Origin of the sequence: Helicobacter cetorum MIT 99-5656, assembly GCF_000259275.1 — a bacterium.
In the GTDB taxonomy this organism is placed as follows: Bacteria; Campylobacterota; Campylobacteria; order Campylobacterales; family Helicobacteraceae; genus Helicobacter; species Helicobacter cetorum.
The window spans coordinates 389,254-405,119 of the sequence record NC_017735.1 but is presented as its reverse complement, the minus strand read 5'-3'; the positions used below and the strand labels follow the sequence as shown (position 1 = coordinate 405,119).

The 15,866-nt window shown below is 32.6% G+C and carries 8 protein-coding genes and 2 pseudogenes; 3 read left to right on the top strand and 7 right to left on the bottom strand.

What is annotated here, in order from left to right; genetic code table 11:
- The first annotated feature begins 8 nt into the window (after window positions 1–8).
- The 3 genes and pseudogenes from HCD_RS01940 (at window position 9) to HCD_RS01930 (ending at window position 2,669) form a co-directional block, all read left to right on the top strand.
- On the top strand, window positions 9–1,331 hold the full coding sequence (locus HCD_RS01940) for an RNA-guided endonuclease InsQ/TnpB family protein (protein ID WP_014658798.1): 1,323 nt from the start codon (window positions 9–11) through the stop codon (window positions 1,329–1,331).
- 51 nt (window positions 1,332–1,382) lie between these two features.
- Window positions 1,383–1,721, top strand: a pseudogene (locus tag HCD_RS01935) (DNA cytosine methyltransferase); the annotation flags it as partial.
- Window positions 1,718–2,669, top strand: a pseudogene (locus HCD_RS01930) (HaeIII family restriction endonuclease). The pseudogenes HCD_RS01935 and HCD_RS01930, both read left to right, overlap by 4 nt.
- A 3-nt stretch (window positions 2,670–2,672) precedes the next feature.
- On the opposite strand, the gene HCD_RS01925 reads toward HCD_RS01930, so the two are convergent.
- From HCD_RS01925 to HCD_RS01895, 7 genes are all read right to left on the bottom strand, one after another.
- Window positions 2,673–4,694, bottom strand: a complete 2,022-nt coding sequence (locus HCD_RS01925) for an ATP-dependent helicase (RefSeq protein ID WP_014658938.1) — start codon at window positions 4,692–4,694, stop codon at window positions 2,673–2,675.
- 3 nt (window positions 4,695–4,697) lie between these two features.
- Window positions 4,698–5,849: an Eco57I restriction-modification methylase domain-containing protein gene (locus HCD_RS01920; protein ID WP_014658937.1), complete on the bottom strand. Its 1,152-nt coding sequence runs from the start codon at window positions 5,847–5,849 to the stop codon at window positions 4,698–4,700.
- 101 nt (window positions 5,850–5,950) lie between these two features.
- Window positions 5,951–7,906: an AlwI family type II restriction endonuclease gene (locus HCD_RS01915; RefSeq protein WP_014658936.1), complete on the bottom strand. Its 1,956-nt coding sequence runs from the start codon at window positions 7,904–7,906 to the stop codon at window positions 5,951–5,953.
- A gap of 9 nt (window positions 7,907–7,915) precedes the next feature.
- The gene (locus HCD_RS01910) at window positions 7,916–8,827 is read right to left on the bottom strand and encodes a DNA adenine methylase (protein WP_014658935.1); all 912 of its coding nucleotides are present in this window, start codon (window positions 8,825–8,827) and stop codon (window positions 7,916–7,918) included.
- The gene (locus tag HCD_RS01905) at window positions 8,815–9,849 is read right to left on the bottom strand and encodes a DNA adenine methylase (protein ID WP_014658934.1); all 1,035 of its coding nucleotides are present in this window, start codon (window positions 9,847–9,849) and stop codon (window positions 8,815–8,817) included. The genes HCD_RS01910 and HCD_RS01905 overlap by 13 nt, the downstream gene beginning before the upstream one ends.
- Window positions 9,850–9,862: 13 nt before the next feature.
- The gene (locus tag HCD_RS01900) at window positions 9,863–10,873 is read right to left on the bottom strand and encodes an IS1595 family transposase (protein WP_014658933.1); all 1,011 of its coding nucleotides are present in this window, start codon (window positions 10,871–10,873) and stop codon (window positions 9,863–9,865) included.
- 859 nt (window positions 10,874–11,732) lie between these two features.
- Complete coding sequence (locus tag HCD_RS01895) at window positions 11,733–15,761, bottom strand: vacuolating cyotoxin family protein (protein WP_014658932.1); 4,029 nt, start codon at window positions 15,759–15,761, stop codon at window positions 11,733–11,735.
- Window positions 15,762–15,866 lie beyond the last annotated feature (105 nt).

The following is a 15,866-nucleotide window of genomic DNA, read 5'->3' as shown; positions in this document are numbered from 1 at the left end:
ATCTTTCTATGAAAGTAAATAAGGGCTTTAAATTTCGTTTGTATCCTACCAAAGAGCAACAGACCAAATTACAACACTCTTTTTTTGTCTATAACCAAGCCTATAACATTTGCTTAAATCTACAACAAGAGCAATACGAAAAAAACAAAGATTTACCCACTAAACAAAGAAAATGGCAAAAATCAAGCGAATTAGATAGTGCGATTAAGCACCATTTAAAAGCTAGGAATTTAAGTTTTAGTAGTGTAGTCGCTCAACAATCACGCATGAATGCAGAAAGAGCCTTAAGAGATGCCTTTAAAGTCAAAAATAGGGGCTTTCCTAAATTTAAAAACTCTAAATTTGCTAAACAAAGTTTTACTTGGAATAATCAAGGCTTTTCTATCAAAGACTTTAACGAACGCTTTAAGATGTTTAACTTAATGAAAATGCCCTTAAAAATGCGTATGCATAGAGACTTACCCCTTAATGCTAAGATTAAACAAATCGTAGTCTCTTGCTCTCATCAAAAATATTTTGTTAGTTTTAGCATAGAATACGAAAAAGAGCTTAACACTATTAAAGAGCCTAGAAATTGTGTCGGTGTGGACTTAAATATCTATGATATAGCTTTAAGCGTTGATTTAAAAGAATATGAAAAACTAACCGACCTAGAACAATACCAAAAAGACATGAAAGAACTAGGTTTAAAAGTAGATGAAAATATCAATCTAAAACGACTTATTCCTACTTATTCTAAACTACATTCTTTTAAAAAATACTCTAAAGAATTTAAAAGACTACAAAGAAAACAAAGCCGTAGGGTTTTAAAATCTAAACAAAATAAAATCAAACTAGGAGGTAATTTTTACAAAACTCAAAAAAAATTAAACAAAGCCTTTGATAAATCAAGCTATCAAAAACTAGACAGATACCATAAAATCACAAGCGAACTTTCAAAGCAATTTGAATTGATAGTAGTTGAAGACTTACAAATTAAGAACATGACCAAAAGAGCCAAACTCAAAAATGTTAAACAAAAGAGTGGGCTTAATAAGTCTATACTAAATACTTCATTCTATCAAATCATCTCTTTTTTAGACTACAAACAACAGCATAATGGCAAATTGTTAGTGAAAGCTCCCCCACAATATACGAGTAAAACTTGTCATAGTTGTGGGCAAATCAACCACGAGCTTAAATTAAATCATAGAGAATATCTGTGTCAAAATTGCGGATATATAGAGCATAGAGATATAAACGCCGCAAGTAATATTTTAAGCAAAGGGTTAAGTCTTCTTGGGTTAGGAAATAGCCTTGCAGACTTTAAAGAGCAAAGCCTTTCGTATTAGCATTCAGTAGGGTGCTTTAGTTAGGAAGCTCCTCGCTTTAGCGAGGGGTGTTTCACTGGTTCTTATTCGCCCATTTTTATGAGCAGAAATCGTGTGAAAAACTGGGACGAACAAGCCTTTACCATACAAGCATCAGGAAGACAATGTCAACTACACCCACAAGCCCCTAAAATGGCTAAATTTGGCAAAAATGATTGCAGGTTTATAGAAGATTATAGGCATTTGTATCGGCGTTTGAGTGTGCGAGAATGTGCGAGAATTCAAGGCTTTGATGATGATTTTTATTTTGTTTATGAAAATCTTAATGACGCTTATAAAATGATAGGTAATGCTGTGCCTGTGAGTTTAGCTAAAGAAATTGCTACAAGTATTTATAAGGTGTTACATTGAGTGCTAAGAGTAATAATCAAGGTAGAGCCTATGAATTTGCATGGCTTTTAGTGTTAGAGCAAAAATTGAGTGTTTTTAAAAAAGTCATAGTAGATAAACAAGGTGGATATAATGCAAGTTGCAGAGCTTATGAAAGTTTAGAAAAATCCTTACAAGAGCATTATTTAGCGAGTGCTAAAAGTGGGGTATTGCTTTTATTAGATTGTGAGCCATTATTAAGCGAAATATTAGATAGCTCGCACAATGAAATCAAGCTATCACTACAAACAGATAAGCTTGGAGAAATAGCCGATGTGCGAGATATTTTAATTCATTTTGATACATTTTGCATAGGATTAAGCATTAACATAATCATGAGGCTGTAAAACATTCTAGGCTTTCTAAAGACTTGGATTTCGGGCAAAAATGGTTAGGCGTTAGCGTATCTCAAAATTATAAAAACGCTATAAAACCACTTTTTGAAACTTTAGAAAAAGCTAAAAAAGAGGGAATGTTATGGAGAAATTTTTCTAACAAAGAGCAAGAAATTTATGCCCCATTGTTGCAAGCTTTTAAAGATGAAGTTTTAAGAATTGATGAAAATAAGAAAAATAAAGTCCCACAAAAATAGTGGAATATTTACTGGGTAAATATGATTTTTACAAAGCTATTTTATTAGAAAGAGAGCAAAAAACTAAATTAGAGGCATATCATTTTAATAACACTCTTAATCGCAGTGTGAAAAATAAGCCTAAAAGAATTATTCCTTTAAGTAAATTACCTACTAGGATTATTCATTTTGATTTTAAGCCTAAGAGCTTTAACACTTTGGAACTAATTTTAGATGAGGGGTGGTCGTTTTCTTTACGCATTCATAATGCAAGCTCTGAGGTAGAACCAAGTTTAAAATTTGATATTAAATTGCTTTCAGTGCCTGTGAGTGTAGCAGTGTTTGTAGTAGAGTTTTGAAGTTTAACTTTTTCTTAAAAGTCCTGCTTCATACAAGAACATAGACGGCTCGTATTCTTTGTTCTTAGCGTTGTCTCTCAATTCGCTTTTAGCATAAGAGAGCCATAGATTTTCCTTAGCCCTTGTAACAGCGACATAAAAAAGCCTTCTTTCTTCTTCCACTCCGCCTCCGGTATTCATCAGCTTGTGGTTAGGAAAACGCCCTTCCATTAAATCTATAATATAGACATCTTTAAATTCTAAGCCCTTAGATGCATGCACGCTCAATAAATTCACGCCCGCACCTTGTGTGGCTTCATTAGAGCCAAGCAACATGCCATTTAAAAAACGCCCTAAATCGTGGTAATTTTTAGCTAAAGAGCCTAATAGTTCAATTTTTTCATTAAAGCGTTTTAAACTTTGTGTGTATTTAAACTCGTTGTTAGAGCCGTCCTTATTTTTGGAGCGTTCTTTCAAAAGGCGTGCTTTACACACTTTAAAAAACTCGCTAGTGGTAATATTATGGATTAGAGAAGTTGGGGATTGATGAGAGATGTTAGCATAGAGAGTGAAAAAATCGCTCAGCATTTTAGCCCCATTCATAGAGATTTTAGGGTGCATAAAAACAGGGTGTGAGTGAAATGCCTTAGAGATAACACTATTAAACCTTGAGCTATTTTCTAGGGCAAAGATTTCTTCAAAAAGCCCCATAGAAGTGATTTCTTTTTTCTTGGAATAGATTTTGGCTTCTTTATTAGGGCTAATTAATCCTAGTTTTAAATCCCCATTACCTAGTAGTATTAAGGCTTCATAAATATCTTTAGCGGTATTAGCCCCCACATCGCTCACATAACTCAGAATATGAATGGCTACCATAATATCTTTAGGGTTAAAAATAAGTGTGCAAATATCTAAAACTAATGCGATTTCTTTGGATTCAAAAAAGCTTGTGCTACCCTTTCTCTTGCTTGGCACGCCCTGGGCTCTTAGGGCTGCTTCTACTTGGTCTGCACTTGCATTATTCCTAAAAATCACTGCCACTTCTTTAAAATTTTTTCTCACTACAATGCGTTTGGCTATATCTTGGCATTGCGTGATATTGTCGTTATAGTTTAAAAGCGTGGGCTTACTGAAATTCCCTGATTTTACCACTTCTAAATTCTTAGGATAAATGCGTTCGTTATGTTGTATCACTTTATTAGCTAAGTCTAGGATTTCTTTAGAGGAGCGGTAGTTTTTGGTTAGGGTAAAAACTTGGGCGTTCTTGTATTTTTGAGTGAAATTAGAAATAATAGAAATATCAGCTCCATTAAAAGCATAAATGCTTTGGTCATAATCGCCCACACAAAACAGACTTGGGGCATTTATAGCGTCTAAAATGGATTCTTGTAAAGGATTTGTGTCTTGAAATTCATCGCAAAGCACTTCTTTATAAGGACTACCCTTTTCTAACATAGCCTTTTTGAATAAAAGCAACAAGTCGTTATAGTCTATATAATTATGCTTTTTTTTGGTGTTTTCAAACTCTTCTAAAATATTTTCATAAAAAATGCTGTGCTTGGCGTGTTCGGGGTTTTTATTTGTAAGCCATGCACTAAAATCTTCTTCTTTTAAAGCGTTAGTATAAAGAGAATAGAGGGCATATAAATGTTGCGTGGTATAGGGCTTTTGCTCATCATCAATAAAATTTTTAGTATCCACAATGCTTTCTAAGAGTTTTCTTAATTCTCGTGGTTGTTTGAGACTTAAATTAGGGTAATGCTCTTTTAAATAGCGATAGGCGACTGCATGAAAAGTGCCCGCTTCAATTTTAGAGCTTAGTTTGGAATATTTGGCTACCCTTTCAACCATCTCATTACTCGCTTTATTGGTGAAAGTTAAGAGCAAGATTTCTTCAGGCTTTATGCCATTATCTAATAAATGTAAAATCCGCCCCACAATCGTAGAAGTCTTACCTGTGCCAGCGCTTGCAATGATTAAGTTATGCCCCATTGTTGCCGTAGCGGCTTTATTTTGTTCGGGGTTTAGATTCAAAGTTTCTAGCAATATTTATCCTATTTTTAAAAAATCTTTAGGCAAAAGAGCGTTTTCTAAAGAGCGTTGCGAAAATAAAAAGCGCCCATCACACACAAAGCCTAATTCCTGCCAATTGATTGCGTTGAGTTTATCACAGAGTATTTCTAAATCCAAGCTTTGATTATGGGGGAATAGGGCGAGAATTGAGCCATCATAATTAGGGCATTTGTGGATAAAAAAGGGATTTTTTTGGCGTGTTTTGGTGTTTACATAAAGGCGTTTTTCTTTAGAGATGTGGTGTTTTCTGCCCCATTCAAACCAGTTGTTTTCATTGAATTTTCTAATTTTTCTCTTCATCAAACTTTCTTTATGTTGCAATAAATACGCATTAGGTTTATTGATAAAAACCATTTTTTCTAAGGCATTTGTTTTTTTAGTGATAGAAGTAACAAACTCCATATTGCCATGTTCTTTATTTTTAAAAATTTTATCGCACCCACTCACGGCTCCCACCTTGATTTTAAAAATCTCGCTTAATTTTTGTGTGTAGGATTGATTTAGAAAATACAAAATGCCTTTTTCACACATAAATTGCAAATGATTGTTTGTGATTCTACTGAAATCATTCTTACAAAAACGAAAAATCACACAATTGGGCATGGCGTTTTGAAAAATCTTTTTATCGCCTAGTTCAAAAAAATGCGTTATCGTGCCTTCTTTATAGATAAATTCGTTTAATTTCACACTAGAGGTGGATTTTAAAAAATCTCTTGGAGTGATGAAAATCAGTTCGCCTTTAGGCTTTAAATGTTTAATCGCTTTTTCTATGAAAAACAAGTATAAATTACTGCGTTCATCAAAAAGAGTGTAATCTAGTTTTTCTTTGGTGCTTTTTAAAATATCATTATGCTTGACATAGGGCGGATTACCGATAATAGTGTCAAATTGATTGTCTAAAGAATAGTCAAAAAAGTCCATACACAGGGCGTTTTTAGGACAAACTTTAGAATCTATTTCAATGCCTAGGGCATTTTTTAGGCGCTTAAAAAAACTCCCATCACCCACGCTTGGCTCTAAAACACTCCCTTGATTTTGTCTCAAACTAAGCATAAAATCCACAATGTTTGTAGGGGTGAAAACTTGCCCTAAGGTTTTAATGTCTAAATTATTCAAAAAACTCTCCAAATATATCCTTTTAAAAGGATAAGCTTTTATTTGTAAAAACTATTGATTTAATAAGATTTAATTCCATCGTATAATTTGTCATAATCTTGGTTTTCTATATCTTATTGATAAAAATTATCTAATATTACGAAAAGATTTTTGTAAGTAATATTTTTACTTAAAATCACACCTAAAATATCTGTATCTAAAGATAAGATTTTCATACCACTAATGCTTTTCTTGTCCTTTTGATAAGGCATAATTTTCCTAAATCTAAAATCATTCACTATGTTAGGGTCTAAATAAGTGCCAATAACAATGGCATAATCATTCAAGTTCTTTGTTTTAATAAGATGATTACCTAAATGCCTACTGACAGGTTCTAATTCCATACGCCTTTGATTGTCCTTAGTTGTTAGTATAACTTCTAATAACAGACAATGCTTGGGATAAAAAGGCAATTTAGGAGCATATTCAAAAATAATATCAGCCTCTCCCCCTTTTGTATGGGTCTTTGGTAATAAATTAGGTTGTAAAGAGAGTTTTAAAAACACAGATAAATCGCCCTCAAATTGAGAGATTTTATACCAAATAATGCCTACAATGTATTCAAAAATAGTAGGAATATTAGCCTCATCGGTAACCAACTCAAAAATGACTTTATCTGCCTTAGAATTATTTATCCTATCTTTAAATAATTGAAGAAGTTTTAATAAGACTTCGTTACTAAATTTATTTTCAATTAGTGTAATAAATTGCTGTTTTTTATAATGATTAGTATTATAGATAATGTCTTGTTGATTTTTTATGGGAGCGTTAAGAACTAGACTTAAATCCTTATAAAGCCTATCAAGGTTTGGGGCATTTCCTATAATCTCTTCTAAAGAAATAGCTTGTTCTAGTTGATGATTTGGTTTAAAAATTTGTAAAGACAACGAGTCTATAACTTGCTTAAAATAGTGTTTAGGAAGTATGTCTAGCTTGATTAAGCCATTTTCAAATACGATAATATCACTCAAATTAAAATATCTGCAATTCAAGTCAAAGTAGTCTTCTAGGGTAGCTTTTGCTTTGAATACATGCAAATATTTAAAAAAGGTTTCTTTAAAACTTCTTTCATCTTTACAATTTAAAAAAGGGTTAGTTAAAGATAAACAAGTAGAAATTTGATTGTTTTTAAGTAGTTTTTCTGTAGGATTTTTAGCAAAAATAAGAGATAGCCATAAATCATAGATTTTATTGTTAGTTATCTTTTTTAAAGCTTTTAAAAATTTCTGCAAAAAAAATTCTTGCTTATTTTTTTGATAGAAGAGAGCATTGCTAAGTGCAATAAATACATCATAATATCGCACATCATAAGTTTTGCTCTTTCTATTCATGCCAACTTTACAGATTAAGCCTATATTAATTTCTTTTTCTAAGAATATTTTTAAAGCATCTTTGTAATTTTGCATTTGTATCAAACATTCATAAATCATATCATTAACAAATTGATTTTTTATGCTCTCATCACAAAATCTATAATCCTTAATCTTTTGAATAAGAAATTGCATAGTTGTTGCATCTTTCATTAAAGGCACAAAATACTTGAACTCATCAAAACTTAAATATTCCAATTCGTCTAATACCTTTAGAACGAGCATAAAGGGAGCAACTTTGTTACTCCCTACACTCAAACTTGTTTTTAAAAGCTGTTTTAAAAATACTAAGCTAGTTGCATGGGTTAAAAAAGGTTCTGTTTTTATATCATTAGAACTAGCCTGTAATAGTTCTTTGCCTACTTCACTTAATTGTCTGTCTTTAGTTAATAGTCCAATATCTACAAGTCCTGAAGTCTTTTGTCTGGCGTCTTTATCTTTCCTACTTGCATCCCTACTCAAAAAACCTTTTTCTTTTAAAAAATCATAGCATTGACTTTGCACATTATCCCATTGCCAAAAACCATAATTAGCTAAAATTTTCTTTTGAAATTCTTGCAATAACTGACATTGCCAAATAATTTTATAAGACAACTCTTTAACCCTAAAGCTCGTTGTCCCTATAACCCAACAAAAACTTTGATACGATAACTCTGCCACGCTTTTTTCCTAATAATTTGTGATTAACACTTCTATGCTTGGAGCTTGTTTGTTTTTTCTTTGATAATTGCTATTAGCATAGCTCTTTTTTAAATAGTGGCAATGGTATTTTTTAGCCCACTCTTTTAAAAGAAAGTTTTCTTGGTTTTTACTCGCTAACACATTAGAAAGGGCAAATTTTAATCCTTTTTTATCTATGTTATCCAAAAAGTTTAACAAATCTCTTTCTTCTTGTATAGTCCAAGCATTTGATTCATTATAAGGGGCATTAGTGATTAAATAAGGGGGATCGCAATAAATGAGCGTATTTTTAGGTAATGAACTTGTTTCAAACTCTCTAAAATCTTTATCGCTAAAAATAGAGTTTTTTTGTGCTAAAGATTTAGAAAAGGCTATGAATTTATTTTGTAAATTTGCATTAAAATCTCTTTTGCCTACCGGAAGATTAAAAAGCCCTTGCTGATTAAAACGAATTTGATTGTTAAAAGCAAAAACAATTAAAGTATAGAACATAAAAACATTATCTTGCTTATTTTTTAAAAGCGTGTTGTAGTCTTCTCTTAATTTTAAAAAAGCCATTTTATTGATATTGGCTAAGCCCTTAGAGCTATTACTTTGATAAAATTCATACCCATACATATCGCTTTTAGAAAAGTTATAAGTTGCAATAAGTTGCTTGACTTCTTGCATAAAAAGTTCATAAGGAATGTTTTTAATACTCTCTAAAAGCTTGATGAGTTTAGTGTTGCTATCATTAAAAGTAATTTGTTTAGCCTTAGCGTTTAATCCCACACTACAACCCCCACAAAACAAATCCACAAAGACTTCTAAATTTTTAGGGAAATGCTTTAAAATTTGGGGGAGTAATTGTGTCTTACCCCCTATATAATTAAAACAACTAGGAATTATTACACTTGGCATAAAAACAATCTTTCTTTATGATTAGTTATTTTAGATTTGCCTGTGCTAAAATATTTATAAGGGGTTTCAAAGATTTCTACTTTGCCTTTTTGTTTTAAAATACTTAAAATATCACTATCGCTTATTTTAGCATTGGAACGGCTATTACCTTTATCGCCCATATTATTATAAGAGAGTAAAATATATTTAGCCCTAGCTTTAGAAATTAAATCTTTAAAAACTAAGGGGGCGTTCTTAGTGCAATACTCGCTCTTTAAATGTTCTAAGGGGATTTTTTTAGCCACACCTTGTGGGATTTGTTTCTTAAAACAAGCGATATTTTCTAAAAGATGATAGGCGCTACTATATTGCCTAGAATTGTAAGGGGGGTCTAAATACAATAAATCACACTCTATTTTTTCTATTAAAAGATTAGCGTCCAAGTTGTAACAAACATTGTTTTTTAGTATCTTAGGTGGTATTAGGGGGATTAGCTTTAAAATCTTTTTATCTAAATCTTTAATATTTTTCCTATACGCATCATAATGCCCTACGGTGTTAGCAATTCTATCGCTTGCAAATAATAACGCACTAAGTAATAGGGCATATTCTTTAAAATTAATTTCTTTTTTTAAATATTGTTGCTCTATATCTTTTCTAATTTCACCGATTAACAAACAATTTTTAGCACTAAAATAAGTGTCGCTAAAATATTCACTCATATAATTAGAGCTTTCTTTATTGCTTAAAAATAAGGGGTCATTATAAAAATCTAGCTTTTCACAAATTTTATTTTTATCATACTCTAAGGGTAAAAAATAAGCGCAATGTGTAATATAATTACTATATAAAATATCGTTTGTAATAATTGTTTTATCTATAAAAGATGCACTAAACGCTCCTGTGCCACTAAAAATATCAGCCACTATTTCAATGGGTTCTAGTGTGTTAATAATCTCTTTAATAAAAGGACAAATAGATTGCTTATTGCCTAAATAACGCCGATTAGCTAAAATTAAAGATTTATCTTGTTCTTTTATCATAAGAAATCATTTTTTATGTTATTGATAGGCATTTTCTTTTAGAAATCTCTAAACTCAAACTAACACACTCATTATTTTGTATATACTCAAACAAAATCACTTCCTTATAGCTCTCTTTAGCAAAATTCACAAAGTTATGATAAACAAGATAATTATCCAAGTATTTAGTCGCTACACCTTTAATTTTATGCTTAATCATATCCTTTAAATGACTATGATAGCTATTGATAGTTTGGATATTAAAAGAACCTAGTTTATGTTTTTTCTTTGGTATTCTAATATGGCTTAACTCCATGTTATTTGCTAGTTTTAAATAAGCTCTAAAACTATCGGTTACAAAAATACTATCTCTAGAAACTTTATTACTTAAGACTTTTATTAAGTCTTTGATTTTAGGCTTACCTAAATCAGAAACTTTAGCAATAGATTTGCCATTTAAATTCACTCCACTTGTTACACAAGCTTGCTCTTTAGATAATCCACGCTTTAATGCTTGTGTGTCTCTATGTTTAGATAAGCGTGGCAGCTTAAAATTTTTATGATGACCTTTAAAAGAAAGGGGGAAGTAGGTCTCATCAGCCTCTACTACGCCATTTAGCTCTACTTCGTTTTGTATATTCTGTAAAGCATCTAGTATTTTATGCCGCCAAGCAAAAGCGGTAGGTAAGCTAATCTTACAAATTTCAGCTGTCTTTCTAAGCGAATATTTTTCTATCATACAATGAATGAATTTTTTCCAAACCTTAATATCTGTCTTGGTGCTAAAAAGAATAGTGTTATTAGTTAGTGTAAAAGTCTTTTTGCAATCTTTACACATAAATCTTTGTTTATTATCTTTTTTGCCATTTTTTACAAATTGATTAGACTTACAATGTGGACACTCTTTGATTTCTTTTTGAATAGGTGTTTTAGTTATAGATTTTTCTTTATCTTTAATAGTCTTTAAAAAAGCCTTTTTATCAGTTTCTGTTAAGTTATTAAAGAGCTGTTTGATAATCTCTAATTCATTTGTATGATTAGGCATTTTAAAGTCCTTATTTGAAAGGGGTTTTATAGAAATAGTATAGCAAAATAACAAGAATAAATCAATACTTTGTTTTAACAGAGCCAAAATATTTTATCAATGTTTTATTAAAACAAAGCCTAAAGGAATATGTATTGCAGATACTACAGAGCATGTGAATAAAACCCCATGCAAAAAACACAAATTTCTCTTAAAAACTAAGTCTGCTAAAAGTCTTGGAATAACACCTTACTCCAAGACTCTAATCTCACCGACTCAAAAACCCTATCTCATTTCTAAATTTGAAGTGATACTTTACTTAAAGACTTAAAAACTCTATTTTATTCCTAAATCTAAAATGTAAAAGACTCAAAAACCCTATCTCATTTCTAAATTTGAAGTGATACTTTACTTAAAGACTTAAAAACTCTATTTTATTCCTAAATCTAAAATGTAAAAGACTCAAAAACCCTATCTCATTTCTAAATTTGAAGTGATACTTTACTTAAAGACTTAAAAACTCTATTTTATTCCTAAATCTAAAATGTAAAAGACTCAAAAACCCTATCTCATTTCTAAATTTGAAGTGATACTTTACTTAAAGACTTAAAAACTCTATTTTATTCCTAAATCTAAAATGTAAAAGACTCAAAAACCCTATCTCATTTCTAAATTTGAAGTGATACTTTACTTAAAGACTTAAAAACTCTATTTTATTCCTAAATCTAAAATGTAAAAGACTCAAAAACCCTATCTCATTTCTAAATTTGAAGTGATACTTTACTTAAAGACTTAAAAACTCTATTTCATTCCTAAATCTAAAATGATACTTTTTAAATTTGATAATGATATCCCCCTCCATTGTTGGAATGTAAAAGATTTAGAAACTATATCTCATCCCTAAATTTGAAGCGATATTACCTATCATAGTGTTGAGATTATGAGCATAAATCACACCCAAATTCAAATACACTTCTTTAGCTAATTGCAATTCCCCACCTATCATCACTCTAGCATGGGTATTTAAAGGATTGTGAGTAGCGTTCACTTTAAAGCTATTTAAAGCCATAGCGTTATTGAATCCAAAGTTAGCCAATTCTTGTAAAATTCCAGCATTCATATAGAAGAATGAAGTGTCTCCATAATAATAGCGGGCTTCTACATTAGCATTTGCACTCAATAGATGACGGCTACTTGCACCATTACTCAAAGCCACTTGATTGCTATTGCTTTTCATGTTAGTAGAACCTAAATGATTATAGCTTACACCTACACTAGGTTTAAACACTAAAGCATTGTTTAAGAAAGCAAAGTCATAGCCATAATTAGCATTAGCCATAGCGCTATAAGCTAAGTAACTATAGCCTTGATTAAGACCTTGTAATAAAGCCCCTTTAAACATTAAGTTTTCATTATTGCTTCCTACAGCTCCTTGAGCTTCAAAATCAAATTCATGTTTATTAGCAAACACACGAGAATACAAACCAAAGTTGGTGTTATTAGCTCCAGAGTTAAGATTGCTTGCTTGGTTATTGAATGAGCTATAGCCATAGCTTCCAAAACCACCAACAATAGCTTCTACATTTTCCCCTTCAATATAAGTATCCATTCCAGCACTTGTGCCATATAAAGAAGTGTTACCTCCATTACTCAAACTAGCTCCCCCAATGGCATTAGCCCAAACATTAGCAGGTTTTTCATACTTAGGGGCAAATTGATACAACACTTCTGCCATAGTCCCCACTGAAGCAAATCTCTTGTCTTGTAAAGCTTGTAAGCGTTTAGCAAACGAATCAATATTGTTAGTGTGCTTTCTAGAAAGATTGACTAAGCGAGTGTTTACTACCATTTTATTGCTTAAGCTTAAAGTTTGTAAACTATTAGTCTTATGCTCTAAACTAGCTATATTATTTAAAGTCTCAGTGGCAACATTCAACTGCTTAGTGATTTCACCTGTGCTAGTTGCATCAATCATTTGACGCGCATAACCAGCATTATGAGAATCAATCAATAAAGTTTGTAATAAATCTCTTCCCTGTGTGCCTGAAGTAGCATTGATAACATTGATAGCATCAGAACGATTAGCTAATTCAAACACGCTTTCAATAGTGCCGAAGTTATGCTTGTTGATGGCGACGAGATTTGGGGTGGTGTTAGAATGAGTGGTAGCGTTAGGGCGTATGAGAGCATAATGGGCAAAACGAGCAAGCTTTACATTGTTGTGGTTTGTTGGTAAGCTAATGAGGTTTTTATCTTTTTTTGCTTCTTCAGTGCTTTCATGAGCTTTAGGCGCCGCATGGCCATCTTTCACATTCACAGCGATTTCTTTATGCGTGGCGGTTTTACCAATATCAGTGTTTTTCCATGCCCTACCTTCAAGATACTTATAGTTATCTGGGTGGCTAACCATATCTGTATTACCGATAGCCATTCCACATGCCTTAACATCGCTTTCAAAAGAGTCTTTTCGCACCACACAAATATCCATGCGGTTATGATTGTTATAGAGAGCTAGCCGCTCTTTAAATTGTTCTTGTTGATTAATATCAGTGTTTGTAGAAATATTATCATAATCAATACTCTGTGCTTTCACTAAAACATGTTCCACATTTTTAGTGAGATTTTGAGCATCATTAATCTTGATGAGTGGTTTATAAAATCCTGTAGCACTATCTATCATATTATTAAATTTCATAGTCGCTGTTTGACCTACATTTAAGGTTGCAAAACGCCCATCTTGGACTAGAATATTCATGGTGCCTTGATTGTTGGTGAAATTTCCCTGAATAGTCAAATCTAAATCTTTACCATAATCCATGTTAGCACCCTTAGCTAGGGTTAGGTTATTAAACATAAGCCCTGTCATGCCTACAATACTTCCTGGGGCTGCAAAAAGAAGTTTTTTAGTGATTTCAACATCTGTAATATTTCTAGCATCAAAATAATTCCAAGGGGCATGATAAAACTCATCTATGACAAGTTTTTTACCGCTTTTGAATTTGATACCCCCAGAATAGAGCGGGCTATAACCGGTTTCTAAACGCACGGTTTCAATATGTGATTTGTCGCCTATATCTTGGGTAAAATCAGTGTATTGTCCCACACTCAAACCACGGCTTGTAGTAACATCTAATTCCTTAATGTTGAAGTTTTTAGCAGCAACATTAGTAGAAGCCGTAGTGAGTTTGTTAATGTGGATATTTTCCGTAACGCCACTAAAATCCAAAGTGGTAGCATTGAGACTATTATTGCCTTTGCTGGCGTCAATATCTCTAAAATTGGCTGTTTTGGCATCCACCTTTAAATTCACAGAATTTCCTAAATAAATATTGCTATTAAAAGTGGCATTTCCCTTATGGGTGTCAGTCCCTGCCTTAAAAATGAAATTTACACCTGAACCCACAAAACCATAGCTACCTATTTGATTATTAACCATTAATGTTCCATCAACGGTAATGTTTCCGGTTTGATTTTCTACCAAAAGAGTACGCCCACTTGCTTGGTTATACAGATTAATATTCCCTATGTTTAAGTTTTCTGCATTGGTGATAAGGGTAGCTTTGTATCCACCTACTTTAACTGCAGTATCAGAATTTACATTAATGTGGTCTATAGTAACAAGCGAGTCTTTACTGCCGGCAAAAGTGCCATTTATGACTTGCACAGGTTGAACTTCTGTTTCTTGCGAGTCGCTTGGGTTGATAACTTGCGTGTTGTTATCTTTATCATTTTTGGCTGTGTTTTCTGTGTTGTGCTGATTTTTTTGCGTGCTAGAACCTTTATGTTTTTTATCTTTATCCTTATAGCCACCTTCTGGTGGAGCGATGACATGCAACTCTGCACTCTGCCATAAGTCTAAAGTGCCGATTTTGGTTTTGTTGCTAGCTATGATACCAGCTTGAGCGGCGTTGTGATCACCTACGGTGAGATGATGAAAAATCACATCTCCTTTTACTTGTGAAGTGTCTATCATGCTCCATGAAGGTGCATAATACGCCCCTACATATTGTAAGCGACCCATCCATACATTGCCTTTAAGCTCAACACCACGCACTGCTTGCCAAGGATTTGCCTTTAAATCTCTATCCCAGCTTGAAATCAAATTGAGTGTTGCACCATCATAAAGAGAGATTTCAGCGTTTTCACTGCTAGTAATCCCCTCAGAACTTTGTAAGGTTAAAACCGTGGAACTTGCCTTTCTTCCAGCCCCTGAACCCACACGATTATTAATTTCTATAAAATTATCAATTAGGATATTTTTAGCATTGAAATTCACTCTAGTGGTGCGGTTATTGTCATCTTTAAAACTTGTAAAAGAATTACCATTAAATTGACCTAAGCGCAAAGTAGCTCGTTGCATATCAACATCTAAATCCCCACCAGTATAATTAATAAGACCTGAGAGATTGTAGATACCCCTTGCGTTTTTCATATCCACTTCAAGCTTATTCCATTGCCCATCTTTTACCCAAAAATGATTGCTAGCATTTCCCCAGTCCCAACCTGATTGAATATCAGTTGATAAAAGAGATTGATACAAGTCATATTGCTTGTCAGGGAAAGCATCAAAGCCATTCCCTGCTTTAATGCGCCAAATTTTATGGGGTTTATCAGGGTTTTTATTAGCTTGTTCGGCTTGCTTGGTTACCCAACCTATAATGCCCCCAACGGTTCCTGCGGCAATTCCTGAAGCAATTCCACTGATAATGGCTGGAATAATTATGCCTGATAAAAGGGCGTAATTATTATGATGTATTGGAGCATGCTGTAAATATGGGGGCGGTGTAGTTGTAGATATTTGAAAATTGTTTGGTGTGTTAGCCCCTAATTTAGCACTAACTAACGCTCCTACTAACGCAAGTGAAACAATAGGGCGATTCATCTTGCGGTGCTTTTTTTGTGATTTCATTTTTTTCCTTTCTTCTTGTAAAACGATTTTACTGACACAATTGTGCAACTTCAAACTCGGCAATTTTCATTGCATCTCTAATTAAATGTTATAAATACATTGATT

Excerpts from the sequence above, each read along its gene's own strand:
- HCD_RS01940 (WP_014658798.1), top strand. The coding sequence starts at position 9 with ATGAAAGTAAATAAGGGCTTTAAATTTCGTTTGTATCCTACCAAAGAG.
- HCD_RS01910 (WP_014658935.1), bottom strand. The coding sequence starts at position 8,827 with ATGCCAAGTGTAATAATTCCTAGTTGTTTTAATTATATAGGGGGTAAG.
- HCD_RS01905 (WP_014658934.1), bottom strand. The coding sequence starts at position 9,849 with ATGATAAAAGAACAAGATAAATCTTTAATTTTAGCTAATCGGCGTTAT.
- HCD_RS01900 (WP_014658933.1), bottom strand. The coding sequence starts at position 10,873 with ATGCCTAATCATACAAATGAATTAGAGATTATCAAACAGCTCTTTAAT.
- HCD_RS01895 (WP_014658932.1), bottom strand. The coding sequence starts at position 15,761 with ATGAAATCACAAAAAAAGCACCGCAAGATGAATCGCCCTATTGTTTCA.